This is a genomic window from Serratia sp. root2, assembly GCF_031931805.1.
Lineage (GTDB): Bacteria > Pseudomonadota > Gammaproteobacteria > Enterobacterales > Enterobacteriaceae > Serratia > Serratia inhibens.
This window is the reverse complement of sequence record NZ_JAUJXB010000002.1, coordinates 111,534-132,267: the sequence shown is the minus strand read 5'-3', so window position 1 is coordinate 132,267 and position 20,734 is coordinate 111,534. Positions and strand designations below refer to the sequence as shown.

16 protein-coding genes are annotated in these 20,734 nt (G+C 54.6%); 14 read left to right on the top strand and 2 right to left on the bottom strand.

Annotated features, from left to right (window positions below; all coding sequences use genetic code 11):
- A complete protein-coding gene (leuA, locus tag QZQ97_RS14315) occupies window positions 1–1,575 on the bottom strand; it encodes a 2-isopropylmalate synthase (RefSeq protein ID WP_311994017.1) in 1,575 nt (524 codons plus the stop codon).
- 871 nt (window positions 1,576–2,446) lie between these two features.
- On the opposite strand from leuA, the gene leuO reads away from it, so the two are divergent.
- The 5 genes from leuO (at window position 2,447) to cra (ending at window position 9,418) form a co-directional block, all read left to right on the top strand.
- Complete coding sequence (leuO, locus tag QZQ97_RS14310) at window positions 2,447–3,394, top strand: transcriptional regulator LeuO (protein WP_311994016.1); 948 nt, start codon at window positions 2,447–2,449, stop codon at window positions 3,392–3,394.
- 464 nt (window positions 3,395–3,858) lie between these two features.
- Complete coding sequence (locus QZQ97_RS14305; RefSeq protein WP_311994015.1) at window positions 3,859–5,667, top strand: AMP-dependent synthetase/ligase; 1,809 nt, start codon at window positions 3,859–3,861, stop codon at window positions 5,665–5,667.
- Window positions 5,668–5,983: 316 nt separating this feature from the next.
- A complete protein-coding gene (gene ilvI, locus QZQ97_RS14300) occupies window positions 5,984–7,702 on the top strand; it encodes an acetolactate synthase 3 large subunit (protein ID WP_311994014.1) in 1,719 nt (572 codons plus the stop codon).
- A gap of 2 nt (window positions 7,703–7,704) precedes the next feature.
- Window positions 7,705–8,196 carry an acetolactate synthase small subunit gene (gene ilvN / locus QZQ97_RS14295; RefSeq protein WP_004950121.1) on the top strand — a complete coding sequence of 164 codons (492 nt, stop codon included), beginning with the start codon at window positions 7,705–7,707 and terminating at the stop codon, window positions 8,194–8,196.
- Between the two features lie 217 nt (window positions 8,197–8,413).
- Entirely contained in the window at window positions 8,414–9,418 is a 1,005-nt protein-coding gene (cra, locus tag QZQ97_RS14290; RefSeq protein WP_004950124.1) for a catabolite repressor/activator, read from the top strand.
- A 47-nt stretch (window positions 9,419–9,465) separates the two neighbouring features.
- Here the strand turns inward: cra and QZQ97_RS14285 are convergent, their stop codons facing one another.
- Window positions 9,466–9,906, bottom strand: coding sequence for an L-alanine exporter AlaE (locus QZQ97_RS14285; protein WP_311994013.1), 441 nt, complete (start codon window positions 9,904–9,906; stop codon window positions 9,466–9,468).
- A gap of 871 nt (window positions 9,907–10,777) precedes the next feature.
- On the opposite strand from QZQ97_RS14285, the gene mraZ reads away from it, so the two are divergent.
- The 9 genes from mraZ to ftsW are packed head-to-tail and all read left to right on the top strand — an operon-like array spanning window position 10,778 to window position 20,732.
- Window positions 10,778–11,236, top strand: a complete 459-nt coding sequence (gene mraZ / locus QZQ97_RS14280) for a division/cell wall cluster transcriptional repressor MraZ (protein ID WP_004950128.1) — start codon at window positions 10,778–10,780, stop codon at window positions 11,234–11,236.
- A 2-nt stretch (window positions 11,237–11,238) separates the two neighbouring features.
- Window positions 11,239–12,180 (top strand): 16S rRNA (cytosine(1402)-N(4))-methyltransferase RsmH, encoded by a 942-nt coding sequence (rsmH, locus tag QZQ97_RS14275; protein WP_311994012.1) that lies wholly within the window; start codon window positions 11,239–11,241, stop codon window positions 12,178–12,180.
- A complete protein-coding gene (gene ftsL / locus QZQ97_RS14270) occupies window positions 12,177–12,497 on the top strand; it encodes a cell division protein FtsL (RefSeq protein WP_004950132.1) in 321 nt (106 codons plus the stop codon). Before rsmH ends, ftsL begins: the two co-directional genes overlap by 4 nt.
- Window positions 12,498–12,539: 42 nt before the next feature.
- On the top strand, window positions 12,540–14,303 hold the full coding sequence (locus QZQ97_RS14265) for a peptidoglycan glycosyltransferase FtsI (RefSeq protein WP_311994011.1): 1,764 nt from the start codon (window positions 12,540–12,542) through the stop codon (window positions 14,301–14,303).
- The gene (gene murE / locus QZQ97_RS14260; RefSeq protein ID WP_311994010.1) at window positions 14,290–15,777 is read left to right on the top strand and encodes a UDP-N-acetylmuramoyl-L-alanyl-D-glutamate--2,6-diaminopimelate ligase; all 1,488 of its coding nucleotides are present in this window, start codon (window positions 14,290–14,292) and stop codon (window positions 15,775–15,777) included. The genes QZQ97_RS14265 and murE overlap by 14 nt, the downstream gene beginning before the upstream one ends.
- Window positions 15,774–17,135, top strand: coding sequence for a UDP-N-acetylmuramoyl-tripeptide--D-alanyl-D-alanine ligase (murF, locus tag QZQ97_RS14255; RefSeq protein ID WP_311994009.1), 1,362 nt, complete (start codon window positions 15,774–15,776; stop codon window positions 17,133–17,135). Before murE ends, murF begins: the two co-directional genes overlap by 4 nt.
- Window positions 17,129–18,211 (top strand): phospho-N-acetylmuramoyl-pentapeptide-transferase, encoded by a 1,083-nt coding sequence (gene mraY / locus QZQ97_RS14250; protein WP_004950137.1) that lies wholly within the window; start codon window positions 17,129–17,131, stop codon window positions 18,209–18,211. Before murF ends, mraY begins: the two co-directional genes overlap by 7 nt.
- Before the next feature lie 2 nt (window positions 18,212–18,213).
- Window positions 18,214–19,533 carry a UDP-N-acetylmuramoyl-L-alanine--D-glutamate ligase gene (gene murD, locus QZQ97_RS14245; RefSeq protein WP_311994008.1) on the top strand — a complete coding sequence of 440 codons (1,320 nt, stop codon included), beginning with the start codon at window positions 18,214–18,216 and terminating at the stop codon, window positions 19,531–19,533.
- On the top strand, window positions 19,530–20,732 hold the full coding sequence (gene ftsW, locus QZQ97_RS14240; RefSeq protein WP_311994007.1) for a cell division protein FtsW: 1,203 nt from the start codon (window positions 19,530–19,532) through the stop codon (window positions 20,730–20,732). Before murD ends, ftsW begins: the two co-directional genes overlap by 4 nt.
- Window positions 20,733–20,734: the final 2 nt, after the last annotated feature.

The window sequence follows — 20,734 nt, the reverse complement described above, 5'->3', positions numbered from 1 at the left end:
TCACACCGTTTCCTGATTATTTTGATGTTTGCTTTGCTGCAGACGCTGTTTTTCTTTTTCTACCTGCTGGGAGCGCCAAATATTGTTCAATACGTGAACCATCGCCTTGGCGGAGGATTCCACGATGTCGGTCGCCAGACCCACGCCATGGAAGCGGCGGCCGTTGTAGGACACCACGATATCAACCTGGCCCAGCGCATCGCGGCCCTGGCCTTTGGCGGTCAACTGATACTTCACCAGTTCGATCGGGTAATCGGTAATGCGATTGATGGCCTGATAAACCGCGTCGACCGGGCCGTTGCCGGTTGCCGCTTCGGCTTTTTCTTCATCGCCGCAGATCAGTTTCACCGAGGCGGTGGCCATAATGTGGGTGCCGGACTGCACGCTGAAATAGCCCAGGCTGTAATGCTCCGGCTCTTCCTGCTGCTTGTTAATGAAGGCTAAAGCCTCCAGATCGTAATCGAATACCTGGCCTTTCTTGTCGGCCAGCTTCAGGAAAGCGGCGTACAGGGTGTCCAGGTTGTAGTCCTGTTCCTTATAGCCCATCTCTTCCATGCGGTGTTTTACTGCAGCGCGTCCGGAACGGGAAGTCAGGTTCAACTGCACGTCTTTCAGACCTATGGTCTGCGGCGACATGATTTCGTAGTTTTCGCGGTTCTTCAGCACACCGTCCTGATGAATGCCGGAAGAGTGGGCGAAGGCATTGGAACCCACGATAGCTTTGTTGGCCGGAATTGGCATGTTGCACAGCTGGCTGACCAATTGGCTGGTGCGGAAGATTTCCTGATGATTAATGTTGGTGTGCACGTTCATGATGTCCTGGCGCACTTTGATCGCCATGATCACTTCTTCCAGCGAGGTGTTGCCGGCGCGTTCGCCGATACCGTTCAGCGTACCTTCTACCTGGCGTGCACCTGCCTGTACGGCGGCGATGGAGTTACCGACCGCCATGCCCAGATCGTCGTGGCAGTGGACCGAAATAATGGCTTTATCAATGTTCGGGACGCGGTCATACAGGGTGGTGATGATGCCGCCGAACTGGTTCGGCGTGGTATAGCCGACGGTGTCCGGGATATTGATGGTGGTGGCACCGGCGTTGATGGCGGCTTCCACGACACGGCACAGATTATCGATTGGCGTCCGGCCGGCGTCTTCGCAAGAGAACTCCACATCGTCAGTGTAGTTGCGGGCGCGTTTCACCGAGCGTACCGCCATCTCCAGCACTTCATCGAACGAGCGCTTCAATTTGGATTCGATGTGCAGGGTCGATGTGGCCAGGAACACGTGAATGCGGAAGGCTTCGGCGACGCGCAGCGCTTCTGCGGCGACGTCGATATCGTTATCTACGCAGCGGGCCAGGCCACATACGCGGCTGTTTTTGATCTGACGGGCGATGGTCTGCACCGATTCAAAATCACCCGGAGAGGAGACCGGGAAACCGACTTCCATTACGTCGACGCCCATTCTCTCCAGTGCCATGGCTATCTGAATCTTCTCTTTTACGCTCAGACTGGCTTGCAGCGCTTGTTCACCATCACGCAGAGTAGTATCGAAAATAATGACTTGTTGGCTCATCAGGGCGTTCCTTATCGTGTTTATTTCACGCTAAGCGGGTAAAAAAAAACCCGCGCAGTAGCGCGGGTTTGTTATGAGTGAGGGACTGAATCAGCTCTGAACTCTGTCCACCAGCATACCGCGCAAAGAAGATGCGTTAAGTAGTAGGCTTAGTAGACGGTGAGTACGGATCATGAGGGTTCAGCTTCTCTTAAATTGTGTCGTTCCTAATTTGATACGTTATTGGTCTGGCGATGTCAACACCTGATTGAATAAAGGGGCAATCAGGTACCAGTGAATTGGACAAAGATACCCGTAGAGGATAATCCGGTGAAAACGTATCTGGTTAGCGTAAAAATAGGTAGGTTTTTGCGCGCTACTTAGCATAAATTAATCGAATATAGATTACAGCAATTGCTTCTGCATCTTATTGCGTTAAAATTTATCGTGAAACGGTCAAGATATGTGACAGTCGGAGGGATAAGGGGTTGGTATCTTCCTGGTAAATGATTGCATTATAAAATATATGATTTATTTATCAGTTAAGAGAAAAGTAATAAATTAACCAAATTTACATAAGTAAATATCTGTTTTAGACGGTTAGTGATATGTTTTTATAGTATGGATTAAAGTTGAAACTTCGCTTATTAATAGTATTGAATATTTTTATACCTATTTTGACGTAGTGTCTTGGTGCCCTTTTTTCCGCTGCGGCGAAATTCTCTGATATGCACCCCATATGCGGCTTGCGCCACGGCAGTATAGCGATGGTTTCTATCGGTCGATTGAAGGAATAACTGATTTTATCTTGTGGGAATAACACGGTGTGGTTTCACATTGTTTGTCCTGCACAGGGATAGGATTATCTACACAGGATTTAGTGGAGTGATATATGGCTGAATATGATTCAGAAGTTGCCATGGTAAAAGAGCCTGCGGACATTCATTTACGCAGCGTAGATCTTAATTTATTGACTGTTTTTGACGCTGTGATGCAAATGCAGAATATTACGCGGGCCGCGACTTCTTTGGGGATGTCGCAACCGGCGGTGAGCAATGCCGTTGCACGCCTGAAGATGATGTTCAATGATGAGCTGTTCGTGCGTAGCGGGCGGGGGATACAACCCACCCTGCGGGCCAGGCAGTTGTTTGGGCCGGTGCGTCAGGCGCTGCAATTGGTGCAAAATGAGTTGCCTGGCTCGGAGTTTGAACCACTTACCAGTTCGCGGGCTTTCTCGCTGTCTCTCTGCAGTCCGCTTGATTTGAGATTGGGAGCCAAGATAATCAATCATGTCAAACTGATTGCCCCTCAACTTAATTTGCAAATAAAGTCATATATTAACAATGATATTGAGCATCAGCTACGTTATCAGGACGTTGAATTTGTTATTGGCTACAGCCGTTTTGACTCGACGGAGTTTCGTAGTGTGGCGTTGTTCGACGATGAACTGGTGTTGGCGGTGGCACAGGCGCACCCGAGAATAACGGCCACTCTCACGCCCGAGCAAGTTTTATCTGAGCAACATGCGGTGGTCTCTCTTGAAAGTTATGGGGCTTTCAGTAAGCCTTATTATATAGAGGAGGCCATGCGGCGTGCCGTTACTCAGCAGTGTACCGATTTATATAGTGTATTAAACCTGGTTTCCCAGACGGAAATGGTGGCCATCGCGCCTGCATGGTTGGTACAGCAGCAAGCCGCATCACTGAAAATAAAAGCGATTCCTTTATGCACGGCAAACAATAAAGCGACCTGCTATCTTTCCTGGCATGAGTCTTCTGAGCGCGATAAAGGGCATCAATGGATGAAATCCGTTCTGACTGAGGCCGGCAATCCAGGGTGAATTCAGGAAGCACTCATCCTAAAGAAAGACAGCATTTCCATGAGGGGATTCTTCTCATGTTTAAAAACTAAGAACTATCTTGCTTTTTATTAAGATGTTTCTGGGTTTTAGTCGAGGAAATAACTTTTTTATGGTTAGCATGTCTATTTTATGAAAAATAGTTAACATGAATTTATATTCTGTATTTGTTGTTTTTATTGGTGTTTTAAACTGATTTTAATCGCCGGCCCGCAGGGGCCGCATTTTGTTGTCGGTATAAAATCTTTTCACTGCCGCTTTGTCCAATCTGAAGGATGATGAAGTTAAGCTGAGTTTTGGCTCACACTTCTACGCTGAAATCTCTTTTCCCGCTGCTTGAGAGTAGGTAGACTGCGCGAAAAAAAGTAAACACGTGTAAGCTGAGATGCAGAGTGACATGCTCTGCTCAAGGTTAACTGTTTGATTCATTTCAGGCTTAGAGCGCTATGATCAATAATTTGCTGCAATACCATCTGACTCATCGTATACAGCACCAAGTTTCCCATCGTGCCGATCGCACAGCTTTTCGCCAATGGTCTCCTGATGGCGAGACACAGCTGACCTGGGGGCAGGCCGATACCCACATTAACCGCATCGCCAGCGCATTGCTGGCGCTGGGGACAGAAGTGCAAGAACGCATCGCGATTTTTGCCAATAATTGCATGGCGTGGTCGCTGGCGGATTTGGCTATTCTGCAATTGCGGGCGGTGAGCGTACCGCTTTACGCCACCAATACGCCTGCCCAGGCAGCATTTATCATTAATGATGCGGATATCCGCATTCTCTTCGTCGGCGAGCAGGCGCAGTTGGATGCGGCCATTGCGCTGCGTGGCGTATGCCCGCAGTTGAGACATATCATCGCGTTTGACGATGCTACCGATCTGCGCGGGTGCGATATTGCTCAACGCCTGAGCGTCTTTGAGCGCGGGGCAGATGTTGAGGTCTTCAAGCCTCAACTGCTGCAACGCATTGCAGAATGCGATTTGCGGGATCTGTTCACCCTGATCTATACCTCCGGCACCACCGGCGAGCCAAAGGGAGTGATGCTGGATTACAGCAATTTGGCCGCGCAGCTTTATCTGCATGATGAACGGCTAACGGTGAACGAGGAGGATGTCTCCCTCAGCTTCTTGCCGATATCACACGTATTTGAGCGCATCTGGAGCTTCTTCATCATGCACAGTGGCGCACAGAATGTGTATCTGCCGAATACTGACTGGGTGCGTGAAGCCATGACGGCAGTACGCCCGACGTTGATGTGCGCGGTACCCCGTTTCTATGAAAAAATCTTTAGCGCGGTGCACGAAAAGGTAGCGCGCGCACCCTGGTTGCGTCGTGCGCTGTTCCATTGGGCGATCGTCTGCGGTGAACGCAAGTTCTTGCAGGAGCGCGCCGGTAAGCCGTTGGGTAAGTTGTTCAGCCTTTCCCACCGTTGGGCCGACAAGCTGGTCCTGAGCAAGTTGCGTGGCATCCTCGGCGGAAGGGTGCGTTTCTTGCCGGCGGCAGGTGCCAAACTTGACGACAATGTCATTCTGTTTTTCCAGGCGATGGGCGTCAACATCAAATATGGTTACGGCATGACCGAGACTTGCGCTACCGTTTCCTGCTGGGAAGAGGGCGATTTCCGCTTTGGATCTATCGGCAAACCCTTGCCGGGGGTTGAGGTACGCATTGCCGAAGAGAATGAGATTCAGGTGCGCGGCCCCATTGTGATGCGTGGCTATTTCAATAAGCCGCTGGAAACCGCCGCTTCTTTTACCGGGGACGGTTGGCTGAAAACCGGTGACGCCGGTGCGATTGACGAGGCCGGTAACCTGTTTATTACCGAACGTCTGAAGGATTTGATGAAAACGTCCGGTGGAAAATACATTGCCCCGCAGATGCTCGAAGGTACGTTGGCTCAGGATCGCTTTATCGAGCAGGTGGCGATCATCGCCGATGCGCGTAAATTCGTTTCGGCCTTGATAGTGCCCAGCTTTGAGTCTCTGGAAGAGTATGCGAAATCCATCAATCTGAAATATCAGGATCGGCTTGAGCTGCTGCGCAATAGCCACATTATAGAGATGTTCGAGAGCCGTTTGCGCGACATGCAAAAAGAGCTGGCGCGCTTTGAGCAGGTGAAGAAGTTTACCCTGTTGCCGGCGGCCTTTTCGATGGAGTTGGGTGAACTGACCCCAACGCTGAAGCTGCGCCGCAAGGTGATTCTACAGCGCTACCAGCATGAAATTGACTCGATGTACCGGGATCAGGCTTAAGGATGTCGCCGGGCAGCGTGCACGGCTAAAAAAACAGCATAATTCTTGCCTAATATAGTTCTGTAATTCCCTACCTGCTCGAAACAATGCCTAGCCTGATCCGCCAGAGGCTAGTGCATTGTTTTTGTAAACCCCTGATCCCCAGCTGCATGGCAATAACCACTCTATTGCTGAGCTTTTTTGTCGTTTGCCTGCCCAATATTCTGACGTTATGTTAATCAGTTAGAATCAATCCACAAAAATTTTGGGGCATTGCCCCACAACAGGCGCTACGTTCCGGCGCCAGACAAGAATAAGTAAGCCTGGAGGCAAACCCATGGAGATGTTGTCAGGAGCCGAGATGGTCGTCCGATCGTTGATCGATCAGGGCGTTAAGCATGTATTCGGATATCCGGGCGGGGCGGTACTTGATATTTACGACGCCCTGCATACGGTCGGAGGAATCGATCACATATTGGTGCGTCATGAGCAGGGCGCAGTGCACATGGCCGATGGCTATGCGCGCGCAACCGGTGAGGTAGGTGTGGTGCTGGTGACTTCCGGCCCTGGTGCGACCAATGCGATTACCGGTATTGCGACCGCCTATATGGACTCCATCCCGATGGTGGTGCTCTCCGGCCAGGTTCCAAGCTCGTTGATTGGTTATGACGCTTTCCAGGAGTGCGACATGGTCGGGATTTCGCGCCCGGTGGTGAAGCACAGTTTCCTGGTGAAGCGCACCGAAGATATTCCCGGCATCCTGAAAAAAGCCTTTTACCTGGCTTCAACCGGCCGCCCGGGCCCGGTCGTGATCGACCTGCCGAAAGATATCGTTGGTCCGGCGGTCAGAATGCCTTACGCCTACCCGCAGGAAGTGAGCATGCGCTCATACAACCCGACGGTGCAGGGTCACCGCGGGCAGATAAAGCGCGCGCTGCAAACCATTTTGTCGGCCAAAAAACCGGTCATGTACGTTGGCGGCGGGGCGATTAACTCGGCCTGCGACGCAGAATTGCTGGAACTGGCCGAGAAGCTGAATCTGCCGGTGACCTGCACTCTGATGGGGTTGGGCGCCTTCCCCGGTACGCACCGCCAGAGCGTCGGCATGCTCGGTATGCATGGCACTTACGAAGCAAACAAAACCATGCACCATTCCGATGTGATCTTTGCCGTCGGCGTGCGTTTTGACGATCGCACGACCAACAACCTGGCAAAATACTGCCCGGATGCCACCGTACTGCATATCGATATTGATCCCACCTCGATCTCCAAGACTGTCGACGCCGACATTCCGATCGTGGGTGATGCCAAACAGGTGCTGACCCAGATGCTGGAACTGTTGGCGCAGGACGATAAGGCGCAGGACTTTGATGCGCTGCGCGATTGGTGGCAGTCCATTGAGCAGTGGCGTGCGCGCGATTGCCTGGGTTATGACAAAAACAGCGGTACCATCAAGCCGCAGGCAGTGATCGAAACCCTGCATCGTTTGACCAAAGGCGACGCTTACGTCACCTCCGATGTGGGCCAGCACCAGATGTTCGCAGCGCTCTACTACCCGTTCGACAAACCGCGTCGCTGGATCAACTCCGGCGGCCTGGGCACCATGGGCTTCGGTCTGCCGGCAGCGTTGGGCGTGAAGCTGGCGTTGCCTGATGAGACCGTCGTGTGCGTGACTGGCGACGGTAGCATCCAGATGAACATTCAGGAGCTTTCTACCGCGTTGCAGTACAACCTGCCGGTGATAGTGGTGAACCTCAACAACCGCTATTTGGGCATGGTGAAGCAGTGGCAGGACATGATTTACTCCGGCCGCCATTCGCAGTCTTATATGGATTCCCTGCCTGATTTCGTCAAACTGGCAGAGGCTTACGGTCACGTTGGCATCGCCATTCGCACGCCGGATGAGCTGGAAAGCAAACTGGCTCAGGCATTGGCCGAGAAAGAACGACTGGTGTTTGTCGATGTCACCGTCGATGAGACCGAACATGTTTACCCAATGCAGATCCGCGGCGGAAGCATGGACGAAATGTGGTTAAGCAAAACGGAGAGGACCTGATCATGCGACGTATTTTATCTGTATTACTGGAAAACGAATCCGGTGCGTTGTCGCGTGTGGTAGGACTGTTCTCCCAGCGTGGTTATAACATTGAAAGCCTGACGGTGGCGCCGACCGACGATCCTACGTTGTCACGCATGACCATCCAGACCGTCGGCGATGAAAAAGTGCTGGAGCAGATCGAAAAGCAACTGCATAAGCTGGTGGACGTGCTGCGCGTCAGCGAACTGGTGCAGGGGGCGCATGTTGAACGCGAAATCATGTTGGTGAAGCTGCAGGCCAGCGGTTATGGCCGTGAAGAGGTAAAACGCTGCGCCGATATTTTCCGTGGGCAGATTGTCGATGTCACGGCGACGCTTTACACCGTTCAGCTGGCCGGCACCAGCGACAAGCTGGATGCTTTCCTCAATGCGGTGCGTGAAGTGGCTGAAATTGTCGAAGTGGCGCGTTCCGGCGTCGTCGGCGTGTCACGCGGCGATAAAATCATGCGCTGAGGCGTGATGTTGGCATAATCTGAGGGGCGCGGCATGGCTGCGCCTTTTGTTTTTAGGTGTTTTTTGTCTGTTTGCTGGCACCTTTCGGCAAAAGCGGTTGCTAGGCAGTGTTTTCTGCTGTTAGATCGCAGAGGCTGGATTGAATAACCGCACGGGATGCGATGGTTAATCCGAGCATGGCTTTCACTTCTATTTTCAGCGTCATTAAGGGGTTAACGTGAAACTGGATGAAATCGCGCGTCTCGCGGGCGTTTCGCGCACCACGGCCAGTTATGTCATCAACGGCAAAGCAAAGCAGTATCGTGTCAGCGATAAAACCGTCGAAAAAGTGATGGCCGTGGTCAGGGAGCATAACTATCACCCGAATGCCGTCGCGGCAGGGTTGCGCGCCGGACGTACGCGTTCTATCGGCCTGGTGATACCGGATCTGGAAAACACCAGCTACACCCGCATTGCCAACTATCTGGAGCGCCAGGCACGTCAGCGCGGTTACCAGCTATTGATTGCCTGTTCGGAAGATCAGCCGGATAACGAAATGCGCTGTATTGAACACCTGCTGCAACGCCAGGTCGACGCCATTATCGTTTCCACTGCCTTGCCGCCGGAACATCCGTTCTATCAGCGCTGGGCCAAGGATCCTTTGCCGATTATCGCTCTGGACCGGGCACTGGATCGCGAGCATTTCATCAGCGTGGTGGGGGCCGACCAAGAGGATTCCTTCGCGCTGGCGCAAGAACTTCGCACTTTTCCGGCGGAGTCGGTGCTGTATCTGGGCGCGTTGCCGGAGCTTTCCGTCAGTTTCCTGCGTGAGCAGGGATTTCGCCAGGCGTGGGAAGGCGATGAACGGCCTGTCGATTACCTGTACGCAAACAGTTATGAACGCGAGGCCGCCGGCGTACTGTTTGCTGAATGGTTGAAAACTCATCCGATGCCGCAGGCGCTTTTCACCACCTCGTTCTCTCTGTTGCAGGGAGTCATGGATGTGACGTTGAAACAGCGCGGCCGCTTGCCGACAGATCTGGCGATCGCCACCTTCGGCGATCACGAACTGCTGGACTTTCTCGAGTGCCCGGTACTGGCGGTAGCGCAGCGCCACCGTGATGTAGCTGAACGGGTGCTGGAACTGGTGCTGGCCAGCCTGGATGAGCCGCGCAAGCCTAAACCGGGCCTGACGCGCATTCGCCGTAATCTGTTCCGTCGCGGTAGTCTGAGCCGTAAATAAATACTACAGGCAGGATGGCTACGTTGCTTCCTGCCTGCCTCTTCGCTTTACACATAGCCGGTTACCCGAAACAGCTTTCTGCAGTATTCAAGAAAGTAGCCATAGGCTACGCCCATCGCCATCGATACCACTGCATTCCCGGCCACCGCAGTCATAATTTGCTGCCCGTCTGCACCTACGCTCCACAATATGGCAGCATACACTGGTGATTGAAAACTGACATAGGCCAGTAAATCGGCGAGGTTGCGCAGTAGCCATTGCCCGCGCTGAAAGCGTTTCGCGAGACGAATAAACAGGTCACGGTAGCGCCCATAGGGCCAGGCGATCAGGATATTCACCGGGATCGACACCAGGCGGGAGGAAAGTGATTGGTGAAAACTCATGCCCGAAACCAGGATTTCTATCGCCATACCGGCGATGAAGCAGTACACCACCAGCGCAAAAGTATCGGCGGCGGCGCTGCGCCAATAAGAGACAGGCGAAAGCATGGCGTAATCTCCGTAACTGCTGGTTGATACTCTGTTAATTTTATTGATTACAGTTGTTAATTCTTGATTTTTCCGTTTTTTATAGTTTACTCCTCTGCATGCGTTTTGTTGGGTAGCTGAATATTTTTATTTATTGCCGTTGGCTGATTTTTATCCTTAGGAAGAGCGGCAGAATCTGGCGTGAAGGGATTAAAACGGGAGGTTTCTTGCTTTTATGATTTAAAACATATGGTTACGATTATTTTCATTATAAAGTGCATTTTCACAGCAAAAATTGTGGGAATAAATGATGTAAGGAAATGAAACCATAATTGTAAACAGGTATTTTGAGAATAATCTTACCAAACTGATTTAAATCGAAAATAGCTAGCTTCGTAATATCCGAGTAATTTATTTTCTCATCGGGCTTATCACTGGCGCTTTAATTGAAGTAAAATAGCGCCCGACCTGAAGTGCAATAACCGTTGAGCGTTATTAACTCAATGGCTTATGCCATATTTCGTCAACGGCGGGAGTTAACGCCGGGCCTTGGCCGGTGCGGGTCGAGGCGGGTTACAGGATTGTGATTGCCGAGCTAAAAAATGAGACATCGATTGCAGAAGGAAGTAATGAGTTAATTAATCGCCAATTTGTCAGGTTTTTAATCACCCTCTTTCCGCTAAGAAAATTCTCCCCGTTTATCATGATGTTAATTTTCATTCATTGAATAAAGAACGTTCCTTTCGCGAGTCAGCTCCCAAAATGACGGGAGAAATATTGCCAAAGCGCCGGTGCTCTGGCTTGACAAGGTTTTCATACCCTCCGTAAACTCCCTTATGTGGGAATTTGTGGTGTAAAGTGGTGAAAACGGTCATGAAGGGGTAGCTCAGGAATGTTCCGTGGGGCAACGATGGTCAATCTCGACAGCAAAGGGCGGCTTGCCGTACCCACCCGTTATCGGGATTTGCTGAACGAGCAATCGCAAGGCCAAATGGTCTGTACCATTGACCTCCATCAGTCCTGCCTGCTGCTTTACCCATTGCCCGAATGGGAAATTATTGAACAAAAATTATCCCGTCTGTCGAGTATGAACCCCGCAGAGCGCCGCGTTCAGCGCTTATTGTTGGGGCATGCCAGTGAGTGTCAGATGGATAGCGCCGGTCGGTTGTTGCTAGCTACTACGCTACGTCAACACGCCGGGCTTACAAAAGAAGTGATGCTGGTCGGGCAGTTCAACAAGTTTGAACTGTGGGATGAACAGACCTGGTATCAACAAGTCAAGGATGATATTGACGCAGAACAGTCGACTCAGGAACCGTTGTCTGAGCGGCTACAGGACTTGTCGCTATAAGCATGTTGGAAAACTATAAACACACCACCGTACTGTTGGATGAGGCGGTCAATGGCCTCAATATTCGCAGTAACGGCATATATATCGACGGTACTTTTGGTCGCGGTGGCCATTCTCGTCTGATTCTGTCCCAACTGGGGCCGGAAGGACGTTTGTTGGCAATTGACCGCGATCCACAGGCGATTGCAGCCGCCAAGTCTATTGAAGATCCTCGTTTTACCATCGTACACGGCCCATTTTCAGATTTGTCACACTATGTGCGGGAACGCGAATTGGTGGGGCAGATTGATGGCGTCTTACTCGATCTGGGCGTTTCTTCGCCGCAGTTGGATGACGCAGAACGCGGTTTCTCCTTCATGCGCGACGGCCCACTGGATATGCGCATGGACCCATCAAGCGGCCAGTCAGCCTCTGAATGGCTGCTGAAAGCGGAAGCGGAAGACATTGCCTGGGTGCTGAAAACCTTCGGTGAGGAGCGTTTCGCCAAGCGCATTGCCCGTGCCATCGTGGAAAGAAACCGTGTCGAGCCGATGACGCGCACCAAGGAGTTGGCCGATCTGATCGCCAATGCCAGTCCGTTCCGGGAAAAACACAAGCATCCGGCAACGCGCAGTTTCCAGGCGATTCGCATCTACATCAACAGTGAACTGGAAGAGATTGAGCGTGCACTGGACGGCGCGCTGGAAGTGTTGGCCCCTCAGGGCCGTCTGTCGATCATCAGCTTCCACTCGTTGGAAGATCGCATCGTTAAACGCTTTATGCGTCACCACAGTCGTGGCGCCCAGGTGCCGGCAGGTTTGCCGCTGACAGAAGAGCAACTGCGCAGTATGGGCGGGCGCACGCTGAAAGCGCTGGGCAAGATGATGCCTTCGGAAGATGAAGTGGCGGAAAATCCGCGTGCGCGCAGTTCAGTACTGCGCATTGCCGAGAGGATGCCCGCGTGATTGGCAATGAACGCCACGGTTTAGTGGGGGTGATTGGCGGCGATCTGCTGCGTAACGCCAAGATCCCATTGATTTTACTGGTCGCTTCACTGATTTCTGCGATTTTTGTGGTGACTACCGCACACCGTACCCGCCTGCTGACCGCTGAACGCGAGCAGTTGGTGCTTGAGCGGGATGCTCTGGATATTGAATGGCGCAACCTGATTTTGGAGGAGAACGCCCTCGGCGACCATAGCCGGGTCGAGCGTATCGCCACCGAAAAACTGCAGATGCAACATGTTGATCCATCGCAGGAAAATATCATCGTTAAACAATGAATAGTTTAACTGAAATCATGACACGGAGAAGAAAGGGAACGCATGAAAGCAGCACGCCCCGGTAAGTTGAAACGCCCGGAAAATCAGGCCAGCTTTGTAAGCTGGCGTTTTGCGTTGCTGTGCGGCTGTATTTTGCTGGCGCTGGTGGGATTGATGCTGCGCGTGGCCTATCTGCAGGTCATCAATCCGGACCGCCTGGTGAAAGAAGGCGACATGCGTTCGCTGCGTGTTCAAGAGGTGCCCACCTCACGCGGCATGATCAGCGATCGCGCCGGCCGACCGTTGGCGGTGAGCGTACCGGTCAACGCCATTTGGGCAGATCCTAAAGAGCTGAACGAGCGTGGCGGCATTACGCTGGATAGCCGTTGGAAGGCGCTGTCCGACGCGTTGAATATCCCTCTGGATCAGCTTTCTACCCGTGTTAACGCCAACCCGAAAGGGCGCTTTGTTTACCTGGCGCGCCAGGTGAACCCGGCGGTAGGCGATTACATCCGCAAGCTGAAGCTACCGGGGATTTACCTGCGTCAGGAATCGCGTCGTTACTATCCGGCCGGCCAGGTCACCTCGCATATTATCGGCGTGACCAACATTGACGGCCAGGGCATCGAAGGCGTCGAGAAGAGCTTCGACCGTTGGCTGACCGGGCAACCGGGTGAACGAACCGTGCGTAAAGACCGCTATGGTCGGGTGATCGAGGATATCTCCTCGGTCGACAGCCAGGCGGCGCATAACCTGGTGTTGAGCGTCGATGAACGCCTGCAGGCGCTGGTGTATCGCGAGCTGAACAACGCGGTGGCGTTCAACAAGGCTGAATCCGGCACGGCGGTGCTGATCGACGTGAATACCGGCGAAGTGCTGGCGATGGCGAACAGCCCGTCCTACAACCCGAACAATATGGCCGGTACGCCTAAAGACACCATGCGTAACCGTGCCATTACCGATATTTTTGAGCCCGGCTCCACCGTGAAACCTATGGTGGTGATGACAGCGTTACATAACGGTGTGGTAAAAGAAAACAGCGTGCTGAACACCATTCCTTTCCGTATCAACGGCCACGAAATTAAAGACGTGGCGCGTTATGCGGAGCTGTCGGTTACCGGGATCTTGCAGAAGTCGAGTAACGTTGGCGTTACCAAGCTGGCGTTAGCGATGCCGTCCTCGGCGTTAGTAGATACTTACTCTCGTTTTGGACTGGGAAAAGCGACCAATTTGGGGCTGGTCGGAGAAAGCAGTGGCATATACCCAAAAAAACAACGGTGGTCTGACATAGAGAGGGCCACCTTCTCTTTCGGCTACGGGCTAATGGTAACTCCGTTACAGTTGGCGCGAGTCTACGCAACGATCGGCAGCCTGGGCGTGTATCGCCCATTGTCGATCACCAAGGTTGACCCTCCGGTTGCTGGCGAACGCATTTTCCCTGAACCTCTGGTGCGCACGGTGGTGCACATGATGGAAAGCGTGGCCCTGCCGGGCGGCGGCGGTGTGAAAGCCGCCATCAAGGGTTACCGCATCGCTATTAAAACCGGTACCGCCAAAAAGGTCGGCCCGGATGGCAAATACGTCAACCGATATCTCGCTTATACCGCCGGCGTTGCGCCGGCCAGTAATCCCCGTTTCGCTCTGGTGGTGGTGATTAACGATCCACAGGGTGGGAAGTACTATGGCGGTGCAATTTCCGCACCGGTGTTCGGCGCCATCATGGGCGGCGTATTGCGCACCATGAACGTCGAACCGGATGCGTTGCCCACCGCTGATAAAAGCGAATTAGTGATTAACAAAAAAGAGGGTTCAGGTGGCAGATCGTAATTTGCGCGATTTACTCGCTCCATGGGTGCCTACGGCGCCCGGGCGCGCGCTGCGGGAAATGACATTAGACAGCCGTATTGCGGCTGCCGGGGATCTGTTTGTCGCCGTTGTTGGCCATCAGACGGATGGACGCCGCTATATTCCGCAGGCTATCGCGCAGGGTGTCGCCGCAGTGATTGCCGAAGCTGAAGGCCAGGCCGAAGACGGCACGATCACGGAAATGCACGGTGTGCCGGTGATTTATCTAAGCCAGCTTAACCAGCGCCTGTCTGCTCTGGCCGGGCGTTTTTACCACCAACCGGCAGAGCGCCTGCGTCTGGTGGGTGTGACCGGCACCAACGGCAAAACCACCACCACGCAACTGCTGGCGCAATGGAGCCAACTGTTGGGTGAAACCAGTGCAGTGATGGGCACTGTCGGTAACGGTTTGCTGGGTCAGGTTTGCCCTACTGAGAATACCACCGGTTCTGCGGTGGATGTTCAACACGTATTAAACGAGCTGGTCGATCGGGGCGCAACCTTCGCCGCGATGGAAGTCTCTTCTCACGGACTGGTGCAAAACCGCGTGGCGGCATTGCCGTTTGCCGCCGCGGTGTTCACCAACCTGAGCCGCGACCACCTGGATTACCACGGTGACATGGCCAATTACGAGGCGGCCAAGTGGTCGCTGTTTGCCGGCCACGAAGTGGGGCAGGCGATCATTAACGCCGATGACGAAGTTGGTCAGCGTTGGCTGAGCAAACTGCCGGATGCGGTGGCGGTTACCATGCAGGATAACCTGCAATTGGGTTGCCATGGCCGCTGGTTGAAAACCACTGCGGTCAGCTATCACGATAATGGCGCCACCGTCCGCTTCAGCTCAAGCTGGGGCGACGGCGAAATTGAAAGCCGCCTGATGGGCGCCTTCAATGTCAGCAATCTGTTGCTGGCGCTGGCTACGTTGCTGTCACTGGGCTATCCGCTGGACAAACTGGTAGAAGCCGGCAATCGACTGCAACCGGTATGCGGCCGTATGGAAGTGTTCAACGCGCCAGGCAAACCGACGGTAGTGGTGGATTACGCCCACACCCCGGACGCGCTGGAAAAAGCGTTGGAAGCGGCGCGTCTGCACTGCCTGGGGCAGTTGTGGTGCGTGTTCGGTTGCGGTGGCGATCGTGACAAAGGCAAGCGCCCGCTGATGGGCGGTATCGCCGAGCAGTTCGCCGATCGAGTCGTGGTCACCGACGATAACCCGCGCACCGAAGAGCCGCAGGCGATCATCGCCGATATCCTGACCGGGCTGCTGGATGCCGGGCGTGCACTGGTGATCCACGGCCGTGCCGAAGCGGTAACCAGCGCGATTATGCAGGCTAAAGAACAAGATGTGGTGTTGGTGGCGGGTAAAGGTCACGAGGACTACCAATTGGTGGGTAACCGACGCCTGGATTACTCCGATCGTACCACCGTCGCACGTCTGCTGGGGGTAATAGCATGATTCCTGTCTCCCTTCAGGTACTGGCCGATGTATTGAGCGCTGAGTTGATCGGCGCCGATTGCCAAATTATTGAGGTGACGACAGATACCCGTCAGGTAACCGCAGGTTGCCTGTTTGTGGCGCTGAAGGGCGAGCGTTTTGATGCTCACGCCTTCGCTGCCGATGCTGTAGCCGCAGGTGCCGGGGCGTTGCTGGTAAGTAAGCGCTTATTGGTGGATGTTCCGCAACTGGTGGTGAAAGACACGCGCCTGGCGCTTGGGCAACTGGGTGCCTGGGTGCGCCAGCAAGTGCCGGCCCGTGTTGTGGCCTTAACCGGTTCATCGGGCAAGACCTCGGTGAAAGAAATGGCCGCTGCTATTTTGCGCGAATGCGGTGAAGTGCTGTATACCGCGGGCAACTTCAATAACGATATCGGCGTGCCGCTGACGCTGCTGCGTTTGCAGCCGCAGCATGATTTTGCCGTGATTGAGCTGGGCGCCAACCATATTGGCGAGATTGCCTATACCACGGCATTGACGCGGCCGCAGACCGCCTTGGTGAATAACCTGGCTGCTGCCCACCTGGAAGGTTTTGGCTCTTTGGCCGGCGTCGCCCAGGCGAAAGGTGAAATTTTTGCCGGCTTGCCGACTGACGGCGTGGCAATCATCAACGCCGACAATAATGACTGGCCACACTGGCAGAGCATGCTGAACGATAAAACCGTTTGGCGCTTCTCGCCGCAGGCGGCGGAAGGCGTGGATTTCTTCGCCAGCGACGTGCTGGTGAACGCCCGGGGCACGCAATTTACGCTGCACAGCCCGTTCGGCACTGCGGCGGTGACGCTACCGTTGCCGGGCCGCCATAACGTGGCCAATGCGCTGGCCGCTGCGGCGCTCGCTATGTCGGTTGGCGCATCGCTCGAAGCCGTGCGTCAGGGGCTGAAACAGTTACAGGGGGTGCCGGGGCGTTTGTTCCCGATTGCGCTTGCCGAAGACAAACTGCTGCTCGATGACAGCTATAACGCCAACGTCGGCTCTATGACCGCCGCAGTACAGGTGCTGGCAGAGATGCCGGGCTACCGCGTAATGGTCGTTGGCGATATGGCCGAGCTGGGGGCGGATGCCGAAGAATGTCACCGTCAGGTGGGCGAAGCCGCCCGGCTGGCCGGTGTAGATAAAGTGATAGGTATCGGCCCGTTAAGCCAGGCGCTATGCGTGGCTTCCGGTAACGGCGAGCATTTTCAGGATAAGGCAGCAGTGATCGCGCGCGTGGCGGAATTACTGTCGGAACATGCGGTAATTACCGTGTTAATCAAGGGTTCACGTAGTGCCGCAATGGAGCAGGTAGTACGCGCGTTACAGGAGAAAGCACCATGTTAGTTTGGCTGGCCGAGCATTTGGTCAAATATTATTCCGGCTTCAACGTCTTCTCCTATCTGACGTTCAGGGCCATTGTCAGCCTGCTGACCGCGTTGTTTCTCTCCTTATGGATGGGTCCGCGGGTGATTAAACGCCTGCAGGAGATGTCCTTCGGCCAGGTCGTGCGCAACGATGGCCCGGAGTCGCATTTCAGCAAACGCGGCACGCCGACCATGGGCGGCATCATGATCCTGACCTCCATCACCATTTCGGTGTTGATGTGGGCTTATCCGTCCAACCCTTACGTGTGGGGCGTGCTGTTCGTGCTGGTGGGCTACGGCATCGTCGGCTTTGTCGATGACTACCGCAAAGTGGTGCGTAAAGACACCAAGGGGCTGATTGCCCGCTGGAAATACTTCTGGCAGTCGGTGATTGCGCTGATTTTCGCCTTCGCCATGTATGCCGTAGGAAAAGACACGCCAGCCACCGAGCTGGTTGTGCCGTTCTTTAAGGACATCATGCCGCAGCTCGGCCTGTTGTACGTGCTGTTGGCGTACTTTGTGGTTGTCGGCACCAGCAATGCGGTCAACCTGACCGACGGGCTGGATGGCCTGGCGATCATGCCAACGGTGTTCGTGGCTGCGGGTTTTGCGCTGGTGGCCTGGGCGACCGGTAACATGAATTTCGCCAACTATCTGCACATTCCTTATCTGCGTCATGCGGGTGAGCTGGTGATCGTCTGTACCGCTATCGTCGGCGCCGGTCTGGGCTTTTTGTGGTTCAACACCTACCCGGCACAGGTTTTTATGGGGGATGTTGGTTCACTGGCGCTGGGCGGCGCGCTGGGCACTATTGCGGTGCTGCTGCGTCAAGAGTTTCTGTTATTGATTATGGGTGGCGTGTTTGTGGTTGAAACGCTGTCGGTGATCTTGCAGGTGGGATCGTTCAAGCTGCGCGGGCAACGTATTTTCCGCATGGCGCCGATTCACCACCATTATGAATTGAAGGGCTGGCCGGAACCGCGCGTGATCGTGCGCTTCTGGATTATTTCGCTGATGCTGGTGCTGATTGGCCTAGCGACGCTGAAGGTACGGTAATTATGGCGGATTATCAGGGTAAAAAAGTGGTCATCATCGGGTTAGGTCTTACCGGCCTGTCCTGTGTTGATTTCTTTATGGCGCGTGGCGTAACGCCGCGCGTTATGGATACCCGCATTTCGCCGCCGGGGCTGGACAAGCTGCCTGAAAGCGTTGAACGGCATTTGGGCGATTTGAATCTGGACTGGTTGCTGGCGGCGGATTTGATCGTTGCCAGCCCGGGCATGGCGCTGGCTCACCCGGCGTTGAGTGCAGCGGCGGATGCGGGTGTGGAGATCGTCGGCGACGTCGAACTGTTCTGCCGCGAAGCCCAGGCACCGATCGTCGCGATCACCGGCTCCAACGGTAAAAGCACCGTCACCACTCTGGTGGGCGAGATGGCGAAAGCGGCCGGTTGGGCGGTGGGTGTGGGCGGTAACATTGGCCTGCCTGCGCTGAGCCTGCTGCGGCAGGAATGCCAGCTGTACGTGCTGGAACTGTCAAGCTTCCAACTGGAAACCACCTTTAGCCTGAAAGCGGCGGCGGCGACCATCCTGAACGTGACAGAAGATCATATGGACCGTTACCCGTTTGGCCTGCAGCAGTATCGCGCCGCCAAACTGCGCGTCTATGAAAATGCCAACCTGTGCGTGGTTAACGCGGATGACGCGCTGACCATGCCGGTACGCGGCGCAGACCAGCGCTGCATCAGTTTCGGGGCCGATGTGGGCGACTACCACCTCAACCGCCAGCAGGGCGAAACCTGGCTGCGCGTGCGCGGTGAGAAAATCCTGAATACCCGCGAGATGAAGCTGACTGGCCGTCATAACTACACCAATGCGCTGGCGGCATTGGCTCTGGCCGATGCGGTGAATATCCCGCGCGCCTCCAGCCTGAAAGCGCTCACCACCTTTACCGGTTTGGCGCACCGTTTCCAACTGGCCTGGGAACATAACGGCGTACGTTGGATTAACGATTCTAAAGCCACCAACGTCGGCAGCACCGAAGCGGCGTTGAATGGCTTGCAGGTGGACGGCACCTTGCACCTGCTGTTGGGCGGTGACGGCAAATCTGCCGATTTCTCACCGTTGGGGCGCTATCTGCAGGGCGATAACGTCCGCCTGTATTGCTTCGGCCGCGATGGCGAACAACTGGCAGAGCTGCGACCGGAAGTCGCCACGCTGACCGACACGATGGAACAGGCGATGCAGACGATCGCCGGCCGGGTGCAGCCTGGCGATATGGTGCTGTTGTCACCGGCATGCGCCAGCCTGGATCAGTTCCGTAACTTTGAAGTGCGCGGCGACGAGTTTGCCCGCCTGGCACAGGAGCTTGGCGGATGAAACTACGGGTGCCGACGTTCGGGTTGACCGAAAGACTGAAAGACTGGGTGATGGGATCGCGTGAGAACGATTCCGTGAATATGGTGCTGTACGACCGTACCCTGCTGTGGCTGACCTTCGGGTTGGCCATTATCGGTTTTGTCATGGTGACCTCGGCGTCAATGCCGATTGGCCAGCGCCTGGCGGACGATCCTTTCCTGTTTGCCAAGCGTGATGCGCTGTATCTCGGGCTGGCCTTTGGCCTGTCGATGGTGACGCTGCGCATTCCGATGGAAGTCTGGCAGCGCTACAGCAATGTGATGCTGCTGTTGTCGATTGTGATGCTGCTGATCGTATTGGTGGTGGGCAGCTCGGTGAACGGGGCATCTCGCTGGATTTCACTCGGCCCGCTGCGTATTCAGCCGGCGGAGCTGTCCAAGCTGTCGCTGTTTTGCTATCTGGCGAGTTATCTGGTGCGCAAAGTGGAAGAAGTGCGTACCAACTTCTGGGGCTTCTGCAAGCCGATGGGCGTAATGGTAGTGCTGGCGGTGTTGCTGCTGGCGCAGCCCGACCTCGGTACCGTGGTGGTGTTGTTCATTACGACGCTGGCGATGCTGTTCCTGGCCGGTGCCAAAATGTGGCAGTTCCTGGCGATTATCGGCTCCGGTGCATTCGCGGTGGTGCTGTTGATCATTGCCGAGCCTTACCGTATGCGCCGCGTGACGTCGTTCTGGAACCCGTGGGCCGATCCGTTCGGCAGCGGCTACCAGCTGACCCAGTCGCTGATGGCATTTGGCCGCGGTGAATTTTGGGGGCAGGGGCTGGGTAACTCGGTACAGAAACTCGAGTATTTGCCTGAAGCGCACACCGACTTTATCTTCTCGATTTTGGGCGAAGAACTCGGCTATATCGGTGTGGTTTTCGCATTGTTAATGGTATTCTTCGTCGCTTTTCGCGCTATGTCGATTGGACGCCGCGCGCTGGAGATCGATCAGCGTTTTTCCGGCTTTCTGGCCTGCTCGATCGGCGTCTGGTTCAGCTTTCAGGCACTGGTCAACGTCGGCGCCGCAGCCGGCATGCTGCCGACCAAAGGGCTGACGCTGCCGCTGATAAGTTATGGCGGCTCGAGCCTGTTGATTATGTCGACGGCGATCGTGCTGTTACTGCGTATTGATTATGAAACGCGTCTGGCCAAAGCCCAGGCGTTTGTGAAGAGGTAAGG

Bases quoted from the DNA above. Each gene is read 5' to 3' on its own strand.
- leuA (WP_311994017.1), bottom strand. From the start codon at position 1,575: ATGAGCCAACAAGTCATTATTTTCGATACTACTCTGCGTGATGGTGAA.
- leuO (WP_311994016.1), top strand. From the start codon at position 2,447: ATGGCTGAATATGATTCAGAAGTTGCCATGGTAAAAGAGCCTGCGGAC.
- QZQ97_RS14305 (WP_311994015.1), top strand. From the start codon at position 3,859: ATGATCAATAATTTGCTGCAATACCATCTGACTCATCGTATACAGCAC.
- ilvI (WP_311994014.1), top strand. From the start codon at position 5,984: ATGGAGATGTTGTCAGGAGCCGAGATGGTCGTCCGATCGTTGATCGAT.
- ilvN (WP_004950121.1), top strand. From the start codon at position 7,705: ATGCGACGTATTTTATCTGTATTACTGGAAAACGAATCCGGTGCGTTG.
- QZQ97_RS14285 (WP_311994013.1), bottom strand. From the start codon at position 9,906: ATGCTTTCGCCTGTCTCTTATTGGCGCAGCGCCGCCGCCGATACTTTT.
- mraZ (WP_004950128.1), top strand. From the start codon at position 10,778: ATGTTCCGTGGGGCAACGATGGTCAATCTCGACAGCAAAGGGCGGCTT.
- rsmH (WP_311994012.1), top strand. From the start codon at position 11,239: ATGTTGGAAAACTATAAACACACCACCGTACTGTTGGATGAGGCGGTC.
- QZQ97_RS14265 (WP_311994011.1), top strand. From the start codon at position 12,540: ATGAAAGCAGCACGCCCCGGTAAGTTGAAACGCCCGGAAAATCAGGCC.
- murF (WP_311994009.1), top strand. From the start codon at position 15,774: ATGATTCCTGTCTCCCTTCAGGTACTGGCCGATGTATTGAGCGCTGAG.
- mraY (WP_004950137.1), top strand. From the start codon at position 17,129: ATGTTAGTTTGGCTGGCCGAGCATTTGGTCAAATATTATTCCGGCTTC.
- murD (WP_311994008.1), top strand. From the start codon at position 18,214: ATGGCGGATTATCAGGGTAAAAAAGTGGTCATCATCGGGTTAGGTCTT.
- ftsW (WP_311994007.1), top strand. From the start codon at position 19,530: ATGAAACTACGGGTGCCGACGTTCGGGTTGACCGAAAGACTGAAAGAC.